The following is a 20,451-nucleotide window of genomic DNA, read 5'->3' as shown; positions in this document are numbered from 1 at the left end:
TGGTTGCATTAATATAGGTAATTCTTCCCAACAAACAAACTAAAGCCAGCAGCACTGCTCCAAACAGTCCTGCCAGCTTTCCTTTCATCTGATGATTTATTTTTTGCCGGGGTTTCCTTCTTCTGGTCCTCCTGTCGTTTCCCAAATTCTCACCTCTTATTTGTCAGGTACGTCCTGATACTGTCTCACATAGCTGTTATTTGACATACTGTATGTCTTTTTCTGATCCTCTCTGGGATAGTTCATTCCCAGCCGTCCAATGGCTATTTTTTTGATCCTGTTCAGATCCACACTGGAATTCACCTGGCTTTCATAAGCGTTATTTTCTTCCCTCAGTTCACTGAGTTCGGATTCCAGCACTGCCACATCTTTGATCCGGCCTGTAATATCCGCTCTGAGCTGCAGATAATTCACACAGCAGAACAGAACTGCCACAGAGATCACTGTCAGAAAAAAAACAAATCCCCGCCCCATGCTCATGGCTTTCTGACGGTTTCTCATTGTCTCTCTGCTGACTGCATGTGCACGGCGCGCCGTTTTTGCCGAAGAAGCTTTTGTAGTCTTCCTCTGCCGTCTGTCCTGTGTTCCCCGTACAGCCGGTATGTTTCTTTCAGGTACTTCCTGCAGACGTCTTACTGTATTTCCATCCACATACATTCCCTGGGCGTTTCTGACATTTTCTCTGCTTCTTCTGGCTGTCACCGCTCTGTTTGTCCTGTCCATTTTCTATCACTAACTTTCCTTAACATTCACTAAATCTTCCTGCTGCTCCACTCTGCGTTCAAATATACGCAGCTTGGCGCTCTTTGACCGGGAATTATCCTCCAGTTCCGCTGCTCCGGGCAAGATCGGTTTCCTGGTGATCACTTTTCCCATGGACTTCCTGCCGCACACACATACCGGAAAATCCGAAGGGCAGGTACAGGGATTTTCATTTTTGCGGAAAATAGTCTTGACGATCCTGTCTTCAAGAGAATGGAATGTAATAATACAGATCCTTCCTCCATCTCCCAGCATCCCGATCATTCCGTCCAAAGACTCCCTGAGTACATCCAGTTCTCTGTTCAGCTCGATACGGACAGCCTGAAAGGTTCTCTTTGCAGGATGTCCTCCCGCTGCCTGAATCTTCATGGGAATCGCACGGCGGATAATTTCCGTCAGTTCTCCCGTAGTCTGTATTGGCTTTTCCTGTCTGGCAGCCACAATATGTTTTGCAATATTCTTCGCAAATTTATCTTCACCGTAATCACGAATGATCCGGTACAACTCTTTTTCTTCATAACCATTGATAATATCAGCTGCTGTACGGGTCTGTCTCTGATCCATACGCATGTCAAGAGGCGCGTCTACCCTGTAAGTGAATCCGCGCTCCTCATTGTCAAGCTGGTAGGAAGATACTCCCAGATCCAGCAATATTCCGTCTACCTGATGAATACCAAGGTTTCTAAGCTCGTTTACCATGTAACAATAATTGCTGCGAATGATCGTCACTCTGTCTTCATAGGCAGCCAGCCTTTCACTCGCAGCAATTATTGCATCCTGGTCCTGATCTATTCCAATAAATCTCCCCTTGGCAGAAAGTCTGCTGCACACCTCTACGGCATGCCCTGCACCTCCCAGAGTTCCATCCACGTAGATTCCGTCAGGCTTTACATTCAAACCTTCAATGGTTTCTTCCAGTAATACAGATTTGTGTCTGAATTCCATATACGTCTCCTGTGTTGGATTTACTTCCGGCGTAATACTTAAATGATGATACCCATGTCCTGCATACTCTCTGCAATACTGTCCATATCATCATAATTACAGTTCTCGCTCCACTTTTCTCTGCTCCAGACTTCAATCCTGTTCAGATTTCCCGTTAAGACCACGTCCTTTTCCAGACCAGCAAACTCCCGAAGCGTCTGAGGCACGAGAATTCTCCCCTGCTTGTCCAGCTCACACATTGTGGCTCCTGCAACAAAGAATCGTGAGAAGGTTCTTGCATTCTTATTTGTAAGTGGTAAGGCTCTGAGTTTTTCTTCAAAGGCTTTCCATTCATCCATAGGATAAATTGAAAGACAACCATCCAGTCCCTTGGTCAGAACGAACTCTTCTCCCAAAAGCTCTCTGAACTTCGCCGGGATGATCAGACGCCCCTTCGCGTCTATTGTATGGTTGTATTCTCCCATGAACATGTAACTCACCTACTCTCGCAAAGTACGATTCTCCCCTTCGTACTTTCCAGCAGAAACGGATGGGTCTGCCATATTCCCTCCATTCACTACCACTATTCACCACTTTCTACCACTTATGAACCCATTCTACCCCATTTACTTTGAAATTACAAGTGGGAATATCAGGTTTTTTATTTTTTCCCTTTAAAAAAATCCGGTCTTTTCCGGCTTTTTCCATCATAAAAAGGATTCTCCGGCAAACCTGCCACAGAATCCTTTTTCGTTGTTATATGCTTTGAAATTTCTCAATCAGCCTGTCAAGCTTCCGGCTTTCCCTCAGACATTTTGGAAGGTCTTCCCTGTTCTGGATCATCCCGTTCAGCTTTCTCCGGCAGTTCTGTATCTTCCGTTTCAGTTTTTTCTGATTCAACTTCTTCAGTTCTGCTGCCTGATCCGGCAGAGACTCTCTGATCCGTTTTTTCCTCCACTTCTGCATCTTCAGGAACCTCTTTTTCTTCAGTCTCTTTAATTTCGTCTGTGATATCTGTTCCCATAAATTCATGAGATACGTCCTCGTAAGTCTGAATATCATCATAGTTCAGAACAGCTCTTTTTTCCTCTCTCCTGCGGGTTCTGTGCCTTTCCCGTTTTTTTGTCAGACTTCTGCGAACAGAAGCCGTAATTCCAAACATAACAGCCAGAACAAGCAGAACACACGAGAACACCGGAATCTCTGTTCCCGGAACAGTCACGGGCTCCGGCAGAAGAAATTCTATCCCTGCCCGTCCAAGACTGTAGCCTGCCAGATATCTTAAAAAAATCTCTCCCGGATATTTTCTGTGTTTTGTGTACAGCAGAAGGATCAGAAAAAGCGCCAGGCACCAGATACTCTCGTACAGAAACAGAGGATGTACCTGTATCCAGGAAATACCGTCTGCTTCTGCCAGATGACCGGCCATCAGCCGGGAAATCTGAGCCTTATTTACTGCATCTGCAGGAATCTGCATAGCCAGAAGGCTGTCCGTATATTCTCCGAAGCCTTCCCGGTTAAAAAAGTTTCCCCACACTGCTATTATCTGCGCTGTCAGAAATCCCATACTGGCAGTATCTGCCACCTGTGCAAAGGAGATTTTCCGGATTTTACAGTAAATTGCGCCAATCAGGATTCCGCCTAAAATACCGCCGTATATAGACATTCCGCCATTTCTGATATCCGCAATCTCTATTATTGATTTTCCCGCAAACATCTCCCGGTTCAGAGCCACGTACATTAACCGCGCCCCCAGCACACCGCCTGCAAAAGCCGGAATCATTGCTTCCAGGCTAAGGTTTGGATCCTCTTTTTGCTTTTTTGCCACAAAAATCATTACGGCAAGTCCAAGAAGCATGCCTGCTGCTGTCAGAAGCCCGAAAAAAGTAAGCTCAAATCCGAAAACAGAAACCGATCTTCCCACAAAACCAAAATCAATATCCAGATTTGGGAATCGTACTGATGTATTCATACACGCACCTGCTTATACATTGAAACGGAACAGGATCACATCTCCGTCCTGAACCACATATTCCTTTCCTTCCATACGAACCAGGCCTTTTTCTCTGGCTCCTGCATAAGAGCCGCAGTCCAGAAGATCCTGATAATTTACAACCTCTGCCTTGATAAATCCACGCTCAAAATCTGTGTGGATCTTTCCTGCTGCCTGAGGCGCTTTTGTTCCGATCTTAATGGTCCATGCTCTTGTCTCATCCTCTCCTGAGGTCAGGAAGCTCATCAGACCCAGAAGGCGATAGCTTGCGCGAACCAGCTTTTCAAGACCGGACTCTGTCAGCCCGAGATCCTCCAGGAACATTTTTCTCTCATCATCATCCAGCTCGGAGATTTCTTCCTCGATTCCTGCACAGATCACAAAAACTTCGCTGTTCTGCTGAACCGCATAATCCTTCACTGCCTTTACATGAGGATTGGACGCTCCGTCGTCTGCCAGCTCGTCCTCAGCCACATTTGCCGCATAGATCACCGGCTTCCAGGTCAGAAGATTATAAGTTCCCATCCAGGCTTCCTCATCTTCTGTTTCCAGTTCCATAGTGATTGCCAGTTTTCCGTCTTCCAGATGAGCCTTTATTTTCTGAAGAAAGTCAAGCTCTTTGGCTGCTTCCTTATCCATTCTAGCTGTTTTTGTAACCTTTGCGATTCTTCTTTCCAGAATTTCAAGGTCAGAGAATACAAGCTCCAGATTAATAGTCTCAATATCACGGATCGGATCAATACTTCCATCTACATGGATCACATTCGGATCCTCAAAGCAGCGCACCACATGGACAATAGCGTCTACTTCACGGATGTTTGCCAGAAACTGATTTCCCAGACCCTCGCCCTTGGACGCTCCTTTTACAAGTCCTGCAATATCCACAAATTCGATCACTGCCGGGGTTACTTTTTTGGAATGGTAAAAATCTCCCAGAAGCTTCAGTCTCTCATCCGGAACTGTAACCACGCCTACATTGGGATCAATGGTGCAGAAGGGATAGTTGGCTGACTCCGCTCCTGCTTTTGTTAAAGAATTAAAAAGTGTACTTTTGCCTACGTTAGGAAGGCCGACGATTCCAAGCTTCATGTTTTATATTTCCTCCTACAAATCTTTTGACTGTTTTTCAGCATAATAACCGCTTTCTTTTCAGGAAGCCTTAATACATTGCCTTATATTTTACCATACCATAATATCTTTGTGAATATTCAGTTTAAAATTCCGCCACATTTCTTATCTCTCTTATATTTGATTATATCAAAATACACCCAAGCAGCAATCTTCAACTACCTGGGTGCAATTCATTTTTTATTAAATTTTCATCTTGAGCTGACGCATCATATGATATAAAGTATGCACTTCTACATTAAAGTGTTTCGCAACATCCGGTATCTTCACACGTCCACATTTATTCTTAACATTTAATGGTCCTGCGGACTGTTCAAAGGTAATCAATTTATATCCTTTCGCAGCAGCTGCTGCAATCAACCATGGATCGGCAACCTCATTTCTGGCCCAATCATTCAAACCCTTTTCATTGTAAAAACCACATTCTTGAATATATTGCATTACTTCTGCATATTTAGGGATTATTTCTGAATCAACATGATTACAAATCTGAAATTCATCTTTTCTTTCAGATACCCACTGTTTTAACTCATCCTGCCCCTTATCAATTTCAGCTTTTACCATATCAAGCAGAACTATATTACCTGCTTTTATCTTTTCTTCAAAAATTCCCCAAAATGAAGGAATCAAATCATAAGCATAAAAGAACCTTGACGCTGTCATCAATGTATTTGCATCAATCAAAAATTTTTCTGATGAATTTACCATAAAACACCTCCAAGTCCACTTGCAACTTCAGAGAATGTTTTGCTAGTAGTATTCGTTAATCGGTAAGCTTCCGCAAAAGAAGTTCTACCACTATTTACACTTTCACATAATGCACGTACAAAAACACTATCTAATTTGCTACGAGCAACTCTGTAATAATCACCACCAGAACTTCCCTCTTTTTTTGCTTGAATGTACGCTTCGATAGCATCTGCTATCACCCGATCATATACGCTCTTATCAATCTTCTTATTATCTAAAGCTCTACGAGCAATGACACTGCCACTACAACGGAACATTCTGGCAAGTACCTTAATCCTTTCATGTATATCGTCATTTGTATTACTATTCCATTTTTGAAGAAACACATTTTCCGGTACCATTAACTCTCCCGCTACCGCATTGCAAATAAACTCAATCGGCTTTGTTTCATTTATAGAATATCTTCTGTCATTATATAAATCGTTTTCTCCAATCCAAAGATGTACCGTCTCATGAAACAAGGAAAATAATTTTCCACCTGCAGAATCTGCACCATTTATAAAAATCAACGGTGCCCATTCATTTACCATTGCAAACGCTCTAAATTCATTTACATCTAATACTCGATGGGTATTTTTACCAACAATACCATTCATCATCACAACAATTCCACAATCTTCCAAAAGCTTTCTTACCTTATTGAATGCTTCAGAAGAATTAGCACATGTCCCATACCATTCAACAGTAAGTCCTAAATCGTTACGAATTGTATCTGCGATTATCTTTATGTCTGTGAAATCTTTTAAGCTTCCAACAACATTAATTACATCATAATTCCATTCTTTTCGATAATCAATCATCCATTCCTGAACTGCTTCCATCTCACGAATAGTGTCAATTAAATTCCGACTTGGATTTGTTAGTTCTATACTATCAAGTGTTCTATATTCTAATAAACTAATCTGTTCAACTGGCGGTGTCTGCAAAAAGAAATATCCTAGCGGAATGTGAGATTTTTTACTGAAATCTTCTATCTGATTAAAAGTCGGACGTTTTGTGCCATCAAGCCATTGCTTGATATTTTCCATAAGCTTTGTACCCAACTTTTCTTCGCTAGTTTGACTAAGTGCCCAGCTAATGATTGCCGGCTGTACATTCACATTTACTGTTGGCATAATACCTCCTCCTTCCACCTATACTTAATTATAGTATATCAAGAGTTTGTCAGAAACACTACTTTTTTATAAACTTTTAAAATTTTATATTGTTACATTCAATCCCCTGTCATCAGCATAAGAAGGATTCCTTTTTCAAACTCTACCACAGCCTCCTCTTCGGCAATCTCATTGCTGACCGTAAGGCCGCTGTCGGAAGCGGTCAGATAATGGCGGTTCAGTGGATATTTGAAGCCTTTAAGAGTAAGTCCTGGTACGTCTCCTCCAATGGAAAAAAAGGACACATATTTTCCGAACTGTTCAGACCGTTTCAGCACAGTTCCGCTTTCAATAAGTTTCATGTAATTCCAGGGATCCACAAGGATGATCTCACAGCCCCTTTCCCTTCCCAGAACAAGAAGCCCGAAATTTGCAAGAAGATGATCCACTCTGTTTCCTGTGGCGCCCAGGATGATCATTTGCTTCACGCCTCTGTCCATAGCCAGGCAGGCTGCCGACTGGGTATCCGAATCATCCTTTTCCGGCCGAAGCTTTATAATCTCCGTATTGCTGAGCGTTTCCAGAAATTTTTTTCCGCTTTCAGAAAGACTGTCAAAGTCTCCTACCGCAATGTCAGGAACAAGCCCTGTTCTTTCAAAGAATTCCAGGCCTCTGTCTGCTGCGATCAGCAACGTATTCTCATCTGTATTTTTTTTTAAAAAATCGAGGGCAAAATCTGTATTGATATTGCCCCCGCTTACAATGACTGCATGTTTCATGATATGTCTCATTCAATCTCTTCTTTAATATGCTGCATTCTTTTTGTAATATGTTTTACATTGGAAGCAAGATCTCCGTTAAATACATAAGATCCTGCCACAAGGAGATTGGCTCCGGCCTTCATAACTGTTTCCATGGTTTCATCATTGATTCCGCCGTCAACCTGAATATCAACATCTGCATGTTCCCTGTCAATCAGTTCGCGAAGCTCCTCAATCTTTTCTGTACACTCGCTGAGATATTTCTGTCCGCCAAAGCCCGGCTGTACAGTCATGACAAGAACCATATCCACATCATCAAGAAGATGACTGATATCATTTACGGGAGTTGCCGGCTTAATGGAAACGCCAACCTTTACTCCTGCATCACGGATCAGCTCAATGGCGCGTTCCAGATCTTCACATGCCTCGGCATGTACAGTAATAGAATCTGCTCCGCAGTCTACAAAGTCCTGAATGTAACGTTCCGGAGCAGATACCATCAGATGTACGTCAAAAAACATCTTTGACTCTTTTCGGATAGAACGGATCACCGGCATTCCAAAAGAGATGCTTGGAACAAAATCTCCATCCATAACATCAATGTGAAGCCATTTTACGCCTTCCTCTTCCAGAGTCTGTATCTGCTGACCCAGACGGTTAAAATCTGCTGATAAAATTGAGGGACACAAATGATAGTCCATGTAATCAATATCTCCTTTTCTCTTTTAATTCTTCATATAATGCTAAATAGTCCTCATATCTGAGACGGCTGATCTCTCCTGCCTCAAGGGCTTCCTTTACACGGCAGCCCGGCTCATGGATATGTCTGCATCCCAGAAAACGGCACTGATCATCGTATTTTCGGAACTCGGGAAAATAATCCTTCAGTTCCTGTTCTTCCATATCTGTAAGATACAGGGACGAGAATCCCGGCGTATCCATAAGATAGGTGTTTTCTCCTGCAGGAATCACCTGGGAATGACGGGTAGTATGTTTGCCCCTCTTCAGCTTCCTGCTGATTTCTCCTGTCTCCATCTGAACTTCCTTCTGAAGAAGATTTGTCAGAGAAGATTTTCCTACTCCCGAGGGGCCTGCCACAACTGTGGTCTTTCCTTTCAGGATTTTATATATTTCCTCAAGCCCTTCTTCCTTAAGAGCGCTGGATAAAAGGACCTGATATCCGCAGCCGGAATAGGTGTCATACAGCTCCCGGATTTCTTTTTCCTCTGCCAGATCTTTTTTGTTGAAGCAGACCACTGCCGGAACACCGGCCTGCTCCATCATAATAAGGAATCTGTCAAGAAGCATAAAATTCGGTTTTGGATCATCCATGGCAAAAATTACAAATGCCTGATCCACATTGGCCACTGCGGGACGGATCAGAGAATTTTTGCGAGGGAGGATCTTTACCAGATTTCCCTCTGCTTTTTCCTGATCCAGCACAGTGATCTCCACATTATCACCTACAAGAGGCTTCTGATTATCCTTTCGGAAGATTCCCCTTGCCCTGCATTCATAAATATTGCCGTCTTCTGCATGTACATAATAAAAACCGGCAATTCCTTTTATGATCTTACCTTCCATGCATTACTCTGCTTTCTCAAAGGTAAGAGGATAGGTTCCAAGCTGCTGATATTCACCATTGATCATTTCAGATACAGAAAGAGTTCCCTGGCTTACCCCCGGACTTCCTGTAATATCCAGTTTGTAAGGGAAGGTAAGAGTCTCTCCGTCTACAACTGTAGTTGCCTCGGATTCTCCGTTTACTTCCTGGATCAGCTCCAGACGCAGCGCGCCTCCCTTGTAGTCCTGAGGCGTATTCAGACTCTGTGTACATTTCCATACTTCTCCGTTTGCCGCTGCCTGCTGCTGAGCAGAGGTGTCTGCGCTTGTCTGTGCTCCAGAACTGTCTGCTGCCGGTTCTGCTTCAGGCGGCTGATCTCCGGAGCTTACCACAAGACTGGCCGGCTCATCCGGATTCGCGGTTTCTTCTGCTTCCGGAGACTGAGAAATAACCTGACCTGCCGGTACATCCGCACTCTGCTGCTTCGTGATATTGATCTCCAACCACTTACCAAACTCTGTCACAGCCTCTTCCTCTGTTTTGCCTACAACATTCGGAACCAGAGCTCCATCTCCCCAGTCAAGTCCTCTGCTGACAGTAAGAGTTACAGTGTCTCCTGATTTTGCAACAGAACCTGCTTCCGGAGAAACTGCGATCACATATCCCGGTTCCACATCCGGCCATTCCATTCCATCCGTATCATCTGTATCCGCACTGTATTCTTTCTGAACGTTTACAGTAAGTCCCATATCCTCCAGAGAATTCTGATAAGCATATGCAGTTACTGTCTCATCATACTCCGGAATCGTCAGCTCTTCCTGGCCCTTGCTGACATAATACTTCAGAGTTGTATATGCCTCAACCTTTGTTCCTGCCGGAATATCCTGGGAAGAAATTTTTCCTTTTTCCTGGTCGGAAGCTTCCTCTCCAACCATCTGCTTGCCAAGGTTTACTGCCTCCACAAGAGCTTTAGCCTCTTCCTCAGTCTTGCCTACAAGATCCGGAACCTCCACCATGTCCTCGTCTTTATTGTCTGCCTGCTGCACCTGTCCCGGCTCTTCTGTCTTGTCAAAAACGCCCGTATTTTTCACAATAAGAAATACGCCGCCTGCAAGAACCGCCGCTCCGGCAAGAAGTGCGACAATTGTTACTGCTCTGCTTGTAGTTCTGCGTTTTTTCTTTTTCTTCTTTCTTCTTTCTGCAGCGCGTCTGCGCTCATACTCTCTGTCATCATCACCGTCGTCATAGTCGGTCTCGTATTCTTCTTCCTCAAGCATCTCTACTTCAGGTTTTCTCTGAGCTGTCCTGTTTTTCTGAGTGTGTTTGATCTCGCCCAGCTCCTCGTCTGAGATCACAACGGTCTTGGCATCTGTGTCCACTACATCGTTCAGCTTTACAAAATTTCCCTGGGGATCGATCAGAGAATGCTTCAGGTCTGCGATCACATCCTCCATTTTTTCGTAACGACGTCCTACGCTTTTCTGTGTGCATTTAAAAATAATCTGCTCCAGACTGTAAGGAAGATTTTCTGTGTAAACGCTTGGAGGAACCATTTCCTCCTGCAGATGCTTGATAGCAATGGCTACTGTAGTATCCCCGTCAAAGGGAACGCGTCCGGTAACCATCTCGTACAAAGTGATGCCAAGTGAATAGATATCAGATTTCTCATCACTGTAGCCGCCGCGCACCTGCTCCGGTGAACTGTAATGAACAGATCCCATCACATTGGAACTGATCGTATTGGAGGAAGCTGCTCTGGCAATGCCAAAATCTGTTACCTTCACCTTTCCGTCTGTGGAAATGATAATATTCTGAGGCTTCACATCACGGTGAACGATTCCATGATTGTGGGCTGCCTCCAGTCCCATGGAAACCTGAATTGCAATACTGGTCGCCTCTTTAATAGAAAGCTTTCCTTTTTTTGCAATATATTCCTTCAGGGTGATTCCCTCTATCAGTTCCATGACAATGTAATAAACGCCTTCATCATCGCCTACGTCAAATACATTAACAATATTCGGATGTGTCAGTCCGGCTGCTGCCTGAGCCTCGCTTCTGAATTTCCGGATAAAGGTTTTGTCCTCCCGAAATTCCGGCTTCAGCACCTTAACCGCAACAAAACGGTTCAGCTTATGATCCTTTGCTTTATACACATCGGCCATGCCGCCTGTGCCTATTTTCCCTAAAACCTCATAACGCTCCGCTATGATCATTCCTGCTTTTAACATTTGTCCACCTCATTTGTGAATGGTTCTACTAAAACCACTGCAATGTTGTCCTTGCCGCCGTTCTGGTTTGCTTCTCTTAAGAGTTTTTCTCCTTTTTCCGGCAGCTGGTCTGTCTCATTCTGTATGATTTCTTCAATCTTAGCGTCCTCTACCATGTTGCTCAGTCCGTCGGAACACATCAGGATCGTGCTTCCCGGCTCCAGCTGAAGATCAAAAAAATCAATATCAACAGTTCTTTCCGCTCCCAGCGCTCTTGTAATGATATTTTTGTCCGGGTGATTTCTTGCCTCTTCCGGCTTGATCTCTCCCATTCTCACCATTTCCTGCACCAGAGAGTGATCTTTGGTAACCTGGTGAATCTGCCCCTGAATCAGATACAGGCGGCTGTCCCCCACATTTGCCACATATGCATAATGTCCCACAATTGTTGCCACCACAATTGTAGTCCCCATTCCTCTGAGGTCTTCCTCTTCCTGCGCGCGGGTCAGAATTTCCGCATTGGCAGTTTCAATGGCATGACGGATCACCTTGACCGGGTTAAAATCCGCGTCTTTCCGAATCTCGTCCACTAATATCTGAACTGCATGGGAAGATGCAAAATCTCCCGCGTTATGACCGCCCATTCCATCAGCAACGACAAACAGATTGGGAAGATTTCCTACCGGGTCTTTGGACACGAACACATAATCCTGGTTCATTTTCCGCTTCTGCCCCACATCTGTAGCTGAATATACCCTCATGTCACTTCTCGCTTTCTGTTTTTTCCATATACCTTTTTCTTAGTTGCCCACAGGCACCGTCTATGTCGCTGCCCATTTCCCTTCTAATAGTACCATTAATTCCACATTTTTCAAGATTTATTTTGAAATTCTCCACTGCCTGACGTGTAGAACGCACAAAAGAACGCTCTCTGACAGGATTCACGGGAATCAGGTTTACATGGCAGTTCAGTCCCTTCAGACGGCCTGCCAGCTCCCTGGCATTTTCCTCGCTGTCGTTTACCCCTGCTACCAGGCTGTATTCAAATGTAATTCTCCGTCCTGTTTTGTCAAAATAATTCCTGCATGCCTCCAGAAGCTCATCCATACTGTATTTTTTTGCAATCGGCATCAGCTCCTGCCTTTTTTCATCGTTTGGGGCATGGAGAGATACTGCAAGAGTCATCTGAAGCTTCTCCTCTGCCAGCTCATACATTTTCGGTACAAGTCCGCAGGTGGACACAGTCAGATTTCTCTGACTGAGATGAAGTCCGCCTTCCTCTGTAAGAATATGGATAAATCTCAGAAGATTATCATAATTATCCAGAGGTTCTCCGGATCCCATGACTACAACATTGGAAACTCTTTCCCCTATGGATGCCTGTATCCGGTAGATCTGATCCAGCATTTCAGAAGGCAGAAGATTTCTGGCAAGCCCTCCGATGGTGGATGCGCAGAATCTGCAGCCCATTCTGCAGCCTGCCTGTGAGGAAATGCACACAGAGTTTCCATATTTATATTTCATAAGCACACTTTCGATCATATTTCCATCGCTGAGCCGGAACAGATACTTCCGTGTACCGTCAGTTTTTGAAATCTGTACGTCCACTGTTTCCAGAGCCGTGATAGGATAAGCTTCCAGTTTCTGTTTCAGACTTTTTGGAAGGTTTGTCATTTCTTCCCAGGAAGCTGCCAGATGCTCATGAAGCCAGCTGTAAATCTGTTTTGCCCGGAAAGGCTTTTCCCCCAGCTCTGTCATCAGCTCCTTCAGTTCTGTCAGTGTCATTGATTTAATATCTGTCATTGATCTATTTCCTTCTGAATCTTGCAATAAAAAATCCGTCTGTTCCATGAACGCCCGGAAGCAGCTGCAGATATCCCAGAGCAGTTGTCTCGGATTTCAGTTCGTCCGGAATATACTCGTCAATGCTTTCCAGCTTAAAAGGATGATTGTTCATGAACCACATCATATTTTCTTCATTTTCCTCTTTTGCAATGGTACAGGTACTGAAAATAAGCACGCCTCTGGGCTTGACATATTCAGCAGCTTTGTCCAGGATATTCCTCTGGAGGATCACCAATTCTTCCTGTTTCTGCGCAGTAGAACGATATTTGATCTCCGGCTTCCTGCCAATGACTCCATAGCCGGAGCACGGCACATCTGCCAGTACAATATCTGCCTGACATTCCGAATCCACGTCAAATACAGTCGCATCCTTTACCTTTGCCTGAACGTTGATTGCTCCGGCGCGATGTATGTTTTCTTCGATGAGATCCACCTTATACTGGCTCACATCCCGGGCATCCACGGTTCCAAAACCTTCCATCTTATCACCCATATGAAGACTTTTTCCTCCCGGCGCCGCACAGAGGTCGATCACATAATCTCCCTTTGAAGGATTGGCAATTTCCGCAACAAGCATGGAGCTTACATCCTGAACCATGATCTTTCCCTGGATAAAAGCATCCAACGCAAGAATATGATTAAAATCCGAGATTTTTTTTGCATAGGGAAGATACGGAGCATCCTCCACAGTCACTCCCTGCGCCCGAAGGCTTTCACAGGTTTCCTCCACAGAATTCAGATATGTACGGCAGCGTACAGTCAGTGATTTTTCTTCCAGAAAATCCGCCAGCATTTTTTCTGTAGTTTCCTCGCCATACACATTCAGCCACCGGAGCACCAGCGGCTCCGGCATGGAATATTTTACAGAAAGATACTTTACCAGGTTCTTTTCTCTGGAAGGATACTCAAGCTCGTCCATCTGTCTTGCCACGGTACGGAGAACTCCGTTTACAAAAGGCTTCAGATTATAAAAGCCCTTTTTCTGTGCAAGCTTTACTGCCTCGTTGCACACAGCGCTGTCCGGCACCCTGTCCATAAATTTCAGCTGATATACAGCGCTTCTCAGGATCTCGCGGATAGGCGGTTTCATTTTATCTACTGTTATCTTTGAAAAAGAATTAATAATATAGTCAATATAAATCCTGTATTCCAGAGTTCCCTCGCACACTCTTGTTACGAAGGCGCGCTCCTGCTTGGGAAGGAACTGGTATTTTGACAACGCATTACGGATGGCAATATGGCTGTGTTCCCCCTCCTCGTCGATCTGAAGAAGGATCTCCAGGATCATTTCTCTTGTATTGATGCCGTTAGTCATCGTTTCTACGTCCTCCTGCAAGAATAATCAGCCTCAAAAGCTGAAGAATTGATGATGCCAGCGCCGCTACATAAGTAAGAGCTGCTGCTGTCAGAACCTTTCTCGCTCCTGAATTTTCCTCTCTTCCCAGAATCCCCGTAGTTTCCAGCATACGCAGAGCCCGTGAAGAGGCATTGATCTCCACCGGAAGAGTCACAAGCTGGAACAGAACTGCCAGAGAAAACAGAATGATTCCCGCTGTGATCAGAGGGCGGATACTCATAATAAGCCCCAGGAAAAACAGCGGCCAGGACAATGTACTTCCAAAGTTTGCAAGAGGAACAATGGCGCTTCGGATCTCCAGAGGCGCATAATGAATGGCATGCTGAATAGCGTGTCCGCACTCATGAGCCGCCACTCCCACTGCAGCCAGAGACGAATGGCCAAAGATATCCTGAGAAAGATTTACTGTTTTTGTTCTGGGATCATAATGGTCTGTAAGACTTCCCGACACAGCGCGCACCTGTACGTCTGTAATGCCTGCCGCCTGAAGGATTCTTCTTGCAGCCTGTTCTCCGGTAAGCCCGGAAGCGCTTCTGACACCTCTGTACTTTGCAAAAGTACTTTTCAGCTTTGCAGAGGCAGCCACAGAAAGAAGCATTCCTATTATCAGAAGTATATATGTTCTGTCATAATAAAAACCATATCCGTACATGTCTTATCACTCCTTATGATCTCTCAGAACTGTTCCCGGCTCCACCTGATATCCTCTGAGGAAAGACGCCGCGTCCATACGTTTCTTTCCTTCCAGCTGTACCTCTGTCAGTACCAGAATATCTTTTCCGCAGGCAACATGAATCCCTTCTCTGTCTGAATCTGCCGCGATCACAGTTCCCGGCGCTGCTAAAGGTTTTCCGTCTCCGTTCAGCACAGATACTACAGAAGCCTCCCAGATTTTAAAGGTTTTCCCATTCAGAAAGGTATAAGCGCTCGGCCATGGGTTCATGCCCCTGACAAGACGTTCAAGCTCCTGAGCGCTTTTACGAAAGTCCATAAGTCCCATCTGCTTGGTGATCATGGAAGCATATGGCGTAGGACTTTCCTCCGGCTGTTTTTCCATCACTGCTGTTCTGTCAAAAACAGAAGGAAGAGTTTTTACCAGAAGGTCTGCTCCCAGATCAGCCAGCTTGTCAAAAAGGCTTCCTCCGGTTTCCTTTTCATCCAGAGCGACAGCTGCCTGAGATATCATATCTCCGGTATCCACTCCTGTTCCCATCTGCATAATGGTTACGCCTGATTCCTTTTCCCCGTCAATAACCGCCTGCTGAATAGGCGCGGCGCCTCTGTACTTGGGAAGAAGAGAGGCATGGATATTAATGCAGCCAAATTCCGGAAGCTCCAGAATCGCCTTGGGAATGATCTGACCAAAAGCTGCCACAACAATAATATCCGGGTTCAGTTCTTTTAAAACTTCCATAAATTCCGGATCTCTGACTTTTTTCGGCTGATATACCGGAATCCCGTGTTTCAGTGCTTCCTCCTTTACCGGGGTGGGAAGAAGAGTTTTTCCTCTGCCCTTTGGCTTATCCGGCTGCGTTACAACTGCCGTAACCTCGTATCCGTTTTTTACAAGAGCGGCAAGAGGCGGCACTGCAAAATCCGGAGTTCCCATATAAACAATTTTCATATTTTACACCTCGTCATCATCATAAACCGTTCTGTGAAGTTCTCCCTCCACAAGCTCTGTGTACATTTTTCCATCCAGGTGGTCGATCTCGTGACAGAAGGCTCTTGCAAGAAGCTCGGTTCCCTCATAGACCACCTCTTCCATATTTTCATTAAGAGCCTTTACTTTTACATAATTTGGACGTGTAACCTGTCCCGCCATTCCCGGAACGCTGAGACAGCCTTCGTCTCCGGTCTGCTCTCCGGAGGTTTCCAGAATCTCCGGATTAATAAGAACCATCGGACCGTCTCCTACGTCAATAGTGACCACGCGCTTCAGAATACCCACCTGAGGAGCAGCAAGTCCCACTCCCATTTCCTCATACATGGTATCCAGCATGTCAAAAATCAGTGTGCGGAGCTTGGGTGTCATTTCTGTTACAGGTCTGCTTACCTTTGTTAATACCGGATCCCCTTCAGTTCTTATTTTTCTAAGTGCCATAATTCATTCTCCCTTCTATGGTGATTCTCTTGTGTACTTTTTGCAGATCATCATTCCTGCACGGAGTATCTTCCGGCAGTTTTCTGTATCGTCGTATCTCTGCCGTAAGACTTCTCTTTGTGCATCAGATGTAATCATACTGTATATGTAATTTCCGAAAACCGGAATTGATCTCTATGTATTTTTCAAATTTATTTTTTATGTCCAGAAGAACACTTTCCTGGCTGTGCTTCAGATACAGGACCTTTCTGTACACATCGTTTACCTTTCCTACGGAAGCCCAGGCAGGTCCGATAATATGAAGCTCTTTCCCCGGACTGACTCTCTCCGCAAACTTTCTCAGAAAGTCCATTCCTTTTTCCAGAAGCTCTTCATCCTCTCCGGATCCGAGAACAGACAGCATGTGCGCGGCAGGAGGATAGTCCAGAAGAGTACGGTAGCTCATTTCCTCTTCATAAAATTTTTCATAATCCTGCTCTGCCGCAGCCTGGATGCTGTAATGATCCGGATGATAGGTCTGTATCACAGCCTCTCCCGGCTTTTTTCCTCTTCCGGATCTTCCCACCGCCTGAGTGAGAAGCTGAAAGGTTCTTTCTGCGCACTGATAATCAGAAGCATTCAGAGAAAGGTCTGCCGCTATGGCGCCTACCAGTGTCACATCCGGAAAATCATGTCCCTTGACGATCATCTGAGTTCCCACCAGAATGTCCGCCTCATGGGCCGCAAAGGAAGAAAGAATCTGTTCATAGCTTCCTTTTGTTCTGGTGGTATCGTAATCCATGCGCAGAATACCGGCTTTTGGAAAGCATTTATGAAGAACAGCCTCTATCTGCTGAGTTCCCGCCTTAAATCCTCCGATATACGGCGAACCGCAGGAGGGACATACCTCTGCTTTTGACCTCTGATAACCGCAGTAATGACAGATCATTTTTCCATTGTTATGTTCAGCCAGAGCGACGTCACAGTGAGGACATTTCATCACCTCCCCGCAGGAACGGCAGGATACAAATCCCGCGTAACCGCGCCGGTTTAAAAACAGCATGGTCTGTTCTCCTGCATTAAGCCTCTGCTCAATGGCCGCTTTTAGCTTTCTGCTTAAAATCGACCGGTTCCCTGCTTTTAATTCTTCCCTTAAATCTACAATTGATACTTCAGGAAGAGGACGTTTTTCATACCGGTCTGTCATTTTTACCAGCGCATACTCCCCGGAAACAGCTTTTGTATATGCTTCAAGAGAAGGAGTCGCTGAGCCAAGCACAACCCTGGCTCCTTCCATCAAAGCTCTCCGGACTGCCGTTTCTCTGGCATGATATCTCGGGCTGCTTTCACTTTTGTAGGTCTGCTCATGCTCCTCATCAATGATGATAAGTCCAAGATTTGAAAACGGGGTAAAAAGAGCCGAGCGGGGACCTACCATAATCTGTATTTCCCCGCGTCTGGCTCTTTTAAACTGATCATACCTCTCTCCGGGCGAAAGCCTGGAATTCAGTACAGAGACTTTTTCTCCAAACCATCCGTAAAATCTTCTCACTGTCTGATAAGTAAGAGCAATCTCCGGAATCAGAACAATCACCTGCTGTCCTTTTTCCGCCACCGTCTGTATCAGCTTCATATACACCTGAGTTTTTCCGCTTCCTGTAATTCCATGGATCAGAACCGGACGGGGAGCAGGTCTGTCCCACTCCCTTTTTATTTCTTCAAAGGCTCTCTGCTGTACCGGTGTCAGAACGGACAGCTCTTCTCTTGGAATCACATCCCCGTCCACAGACATACGGTATACTTCATCCTGCTCTATACGGATAATTCCTTTTTCTGTCAGAGGCTTCAGAACAGAAGCATTTATCCTGAGCCTTGCCGCAGCTTCTGTATAATCCAGGCTTCCCTCTTCCAGCAAAGCCCTGACCAGTCTTGCTCTGGCCTTACACCTGCCGGATTCAAGGGTTTGGGCAAGCGTTTCCGCCTCTTTCCTTTCCACATTCAGACAGATCATCCGCTTTTCCTTTGCCCGGATCTTTTCTCTTACAGGAAGCACGGTTTTCAGAGCCTGAGCCATTGTGGAGCCATAACGCTCCCTCATCCAGGCAGCCAGGGAAACCAGCCTGGCTTCTGTTGTTTCCTGACTGCTGAGAAGCTTCCCAACCGGCTTCAGCTTTTCCGGTGATATTTTGGGTTCCCGGGAAAGTCCGATCACATATCCCTTTCGCTGACAGTTTCCAAAGGGAACTGCGGCAACCATACCGACACGTATCTCTGATTCCAGTTCCTCAGGAACTATATACTGAAAGCTTCTGTCCAGCTTTTCGTGGGATATGTCTATAATAATATCTGCATAAATCATGCAATCTCTCTTTCTTGCCGCCAGACAGTTATTTTCTGTCTTCTTCCAGGATCTCCGCGATCAGGATGCGCTCATCCATGGGGTATTTTTTCCCTTTGATCTCCTGGTAATCTTCATGGCCTTTTCCGGCCAGTACAATAATGTCTCCCGGTTCTCCATGGTGGATGGCATAGGCAATTGCTTCCTTACGGTCGCAGATCTCCACATATTTTCCACTGGTTTTTGCAATTCCGGTCTTAATATCGTCTATGATCTCCTGAGGATCCTCAAATCTGGGGTTATCTGAAGTAATGACTGTCAGATCCGCAAGACGTCCGGATACCTCTCCCATCTCATAGCGGCGTGATTTCGCCCGGTTTCCTCCGCAGCCAAACAGACACACGAGTCTGTGAGGATGATATTCTCTGAGGGTTGTCAGAAGACTTTCCAGAGCCATGGCATTATGAGCGTAGTCGATCATCAGCGTAAAATCGTCCGATACCTTTACCATTTCAATCCTGCCCTTTACCTTTGCCGCCTTCAGAGCGCGGATGATGTTTTCTTCGGAAACCTTAAAATGACGGCAGATGGCAATAGCCGTAAGGGAATTGTAAATACTGAATTTTCCCGGAATATCAATCTCTACAGGGAAATCCATAAGTCCCTTTACGTGATAGGAAATGCCCAGGCTGCCTTTTCCGCCTGTCATATGCGCATCCTCTGCCCTTAAGTCTGCCTCCGGCGAAAATCCATAGGTTTCAAGCGCGCAGGTATGATCCTGAATGATCTTCCGGAAATGCTCGTCGTCTCTGTTCACAATTCCAACCCTGCACTGTTTCAGAAGCATGGATTTACAGGAAAGATAATGCTCAAAGTCCCTGTGCTCATTTGGTCCGATATGGTCAGGCTCTATATTGGTAAAAATACCGTAATCAAACACAAAGCCCTGGGTTCTGTGAAGCATCAGGCCCTGAGAAGAAACCTCCATTACCACACAGTCACAGCCTGCATCCACCATTTTGCGGAAGTATTCCTGAACCACATAGGATTCCGGGGTGGTATTTGCTGCAGGAATGACTTCTTCTCCTATGATCGCCTCAATAGTTCCGATCAGTCCCACCTTATATCCTGCGTTTTCCAGAATGGACTTTACCATATAAGTAGTGGTGGTCTTTCCCTTTGTCCCTGTGATTCCAATGGTTTTCAGCTGCTCTGCCGGATAACCGAAATAAGCAGCGGAAATAAAGGCCATTGCATACCGGGTATCTTTTACAAGGATCACCGTCACATCCTCAGGTGCCTGCACGTTTTCTTCCACCACAAGAACCTTCGCGCCCTTTTCAATAACATCGGAAACAAATTTATGTCCATCCACAACTGCACCGCGGATACAGATAAAAAGAGAGTTTTCCTGTACCTTACGGGAATCATAGACAACTGTGCTTACTTCCTGCTCAACAGTTCCCTGACAGCAGGTGTATTCTAAACGTTCCAATAATGCTGATAGTTTCATTTTTCTTCCTCCAAGAAGCATCCGGCATCATTCTGCCGTTGAATATACTCTTTTATAGAATAGCACACACAGGGGGGCTTTTCAATGTTTCCTTTTCTTGAGTTTCCGTAGTTTTATCCACAGCCCTCCTAT

The 20,451-nt window shown here is 45.2% G+C and carries 19 protein-coding genes and 1 pseudogene; all 20 read right to left on the bottom strand.

Features of this window, described 5'->3' with window-relative positions; translation table 11 throughout:
* Positions 1-156 precede the first annotated feature (156 nt).
* Positions 157-723: a cell division protein FtsL gene (locus QVP40_RS10795; RefSeq protein ID WP_022068432.1), complete on the bottom strand. Its 567-nt coding sequence runs from the start codon at positions 721-723 to the stop codon at positions 157-159.
* Between the two features lie 9 nt (positions 724-732).
* Positions 733-1,707: a 16S rRNA (cytosine(1402)-N(4))-methyltransferase RsmH gene (rsmH, locus tag QVP40_RS10790; RefSeq protein ID WP_022068431.1), complete on the bottom strand. Its 975-nt coding sequence runs from the start codon at positions 1,705-1,707 to the stop codon at positions 733-735.
* A gap of 38 nt (positions 1,708-1,745) precedes the next feature.
* Positions 1,746-2,177, bottom strand: a complete 432-nt coding sequence (gene mraZ, locus QVP40_RS10785; protein ID WP_022068430.1) for a division/cell wall cluster transcriptional repressor MraZ — start codon at positions 2,175-2,177, stop codon at positions 1,746-1,748.
* Positions 2,178-2,442: 265 nt separating this feature from the next.
* On the bottom strand, positions 2,443-2,529 hold the full coding sequence (locus tag QVP40_RS14015; RefSeq protein ID WP_390428812.1) for a hypothetical protein: 87 nt from the start codon (positions 2,527-2,529) through the stop codon (positions 2,443-2,445).
* Between the two features lie 307 nt (positions 2,530-2,836).
* Positions 2,837-3,658 (bottom strand): annotated as a pseudogene (lgt, locus tag QVP40_RS10780) (prolipoprotein diacylglyceryl transferase); the annotation flags it as partial.
* A gap of 12 nt (positions 3,659-3,670) precedes the next feature.
* On the bottom strand, positions 3,671-4,768 hold the full coding sequence (gene ychF, locus QVP40_RS10775; protein WP_022068428.1) for a redox-regulated ATPase YchF: 1,098 nt from the start codon (positions 4,766-4,768) through the stop codon (positions 3,671-3,673).
* A 222-nt stretch (positions 4,769-4,990) separates the two neighbouring features.
* Positions 4,991-5,515 carry a DUF4411 family protein gene (locus QVP40_RS10770; protein ID WP_022068427.1) on the bottom strand — a complete coding sequence of 175 codons (525 nt, stop codon included), beginning with the start codon at positions 5,513-5,515 and terminating at the stop codon, positions 4,991-4,993.
* Entirely contained in the window at positions 5,509-6,672 is a 1,164-nt protein-coding gene (locus QVP40_RS10765; RefSeq protein WP_022068426.1) for an ImmA/IrrE family metallo-endopeptidase, read from the bottom strand. Before QVP40_RS10765 ends, QVP40_RS10770 begins: the two co-directional genes overlap by 7 nt.
* Before the next feature lie 98 nt (positions 6,673-6,770).
* The gene (locus QVP40_RS10760) at positions 6,771-7,442 is read right to left on the bottom strand and encodes a thiamine diphosphokinase (RefSeq protein ID WP_022068425.1); all 672 of its coding nucleotides are present in this window, start codon (positions 7,440-7,442) and stop codon (positions 6,771-6,773) included.
* Positions 7,439-8,113 (bottom strand): ribulose-phosphate 3-epimerase, encoded by a 675-nt coding sequence (rpe, locus tag QVP40_RS10755; RefSeq protein WP_022068424.1) that lies wholly within the window; start codon positions 8,111-8,113, stop codon positions 7,439-7,441. Before rpe ends, QVP40_RS10760 begins: the two co-directional genes overlap by 4 nt.
* A 4-nt stretch (positions 8,114-8,117) precedes the next feature.
* On the bottom strand, positions 8,118-8,996 hold the full coding sequence (gene rsgA / locus QVP40_RS10750; protein WP_022068423.1) for a ribosome small subunit-dependent GTPase A: 879 nt from the start codon (positions 8,994-8,996) through the stop codon (positions 8,118-8,120).
* 3 nt (positions 8,997-8,999) lie between these two features.
* Positions 9,000-11,204, bottom strand: coding sequence for a Stk1 family PASTA domain-containing Ser/Thr kinase (gene pknB / locus QVP40_RS10745; protein WP_022068422.1), 2,205 nt, complete (start codon positions 11,202-11,204; stop codon positions 9,000-9,002).
* The gene (locus tag QVP40_RS10740; RefSeq protein ID WP_022068421.1) at positions 11,198-11,944 is read right to left on the bottom strand and encodes a Stp1/IreP family PP2C-type Ser/Thr phosphatase; all 747 of its coding nucleotides are present in this window, start codon (positions 11,942-11,944) and stop codon (positions 11,198-11,200) included. The genes pknB and QVP40_RS10740 overlap by 7 nt, the downstream gene beginning before the upstream one ends.
* A 1-nt stretch (position 11,945) precedes the next feature.
* Positions 11,946-12,986, bottom strand: a complete 1,041-nt coding sequence (gene rlmN / locus QVP40_RS10735) for a 23S rRNA (adenine(2503)-C(2))-methyltransferase RlmN (protein ID WP_022068420.1) — start codon at positions 12,984-12,986, stop codon at positions 11,946-11,948.
* A gap of 4 nt (positions 12,987-12,990) precedes the next feature.
* Positions 12,991-14,343: a 16S rRNA (cytosine(967)-C(5))-methyltransferase RsmB gene (rsmB, locus tag QVP40_RS10730; RefSeq protein ID WP_022068419.1), complete on the bottom strand. Its 1,353-nt coding sequence runs from the start codon at positions 14,341-14,343 to the stop codon at positions 12,991-12,993.
* Positions 14,336-15,037: a zinc metallopeptidase gene (locus QVP40_RS10725; RefSeq protein WP_022068418.1), complete on the bottom strand. Its 702-nt coding sequence runs from the start codon at positions 15,035-15,037 to the stop codon at positions 14,336-14,338. Before QVP40_RS10725 ends, rsmB begins: the two co-directional genes overlap by 8 nt.
* 6 nt (positions 15,038-15,043) lie before the next feature.
* Positions 15,044-16,009, bottom strand: coding sequence for a methionyl-tRNA formyltransferase (gene fmt, locus QVP40_RS10720; protein WP_022068417.1), 966 nt, complete (start codon positions 16,007-16,009; stop codon positions 15,044-15,046).
* Positions 16,010-16,012: 3 nt separating this feature from the next.
* A complete protein-coding gene (gene def, locus QVP40_RS10715) occupies positions 16,013-16,489 on the bottom strand; it encodes a peptide deformylase (protein ID WP_022068416.1) in 477 nt (158 codons plus the stop codon).
* 124 nt (positions 16,490-16,613) lie between these two features.
* Entirely contained in the window at positions 16,614-18,827 is a 2,214-nt protein-coding gene (priA, locus tag QVP40_RS10710; RefSeq protein ID WP_022068415.1) for a replication restart helicase PriA, read from the bottom strand.
* 28 nt (positions 18,828-18,855) lie between these two features.
* Positions 18,856-20,319: a UDP-N-acetylmuramoyl-L-alanyl-D-glutamate--2,6-diaminopimelate ligase gene (locus tag QVP40_RS10705; protein WP_022068414.1), complete on the bottom strand. Its 1,464-nt coding sequence runs from the start codon at positions 20,317-20,319 to the stop codon at positions 18,856-18,858.
* Positions 20,320-20,451: the final 132 nt, after the last annotated feature.

It is taken from the genome of Blautia sp. CAG:257 (assembly GCF_000433815.1).
Taxonomy (GTDB): domain Bacteria; phylum Bacillota; class Clostridia; order Lachnospirales; family Lachnospiraceae; genus Blautia_A; species Blautia_A caecimuris.
The sequence above is the reverse complement of the archived record's forward strand: the minus strand, read 5'-3'. Positions and strand labels throughout refer to the sequence as shown.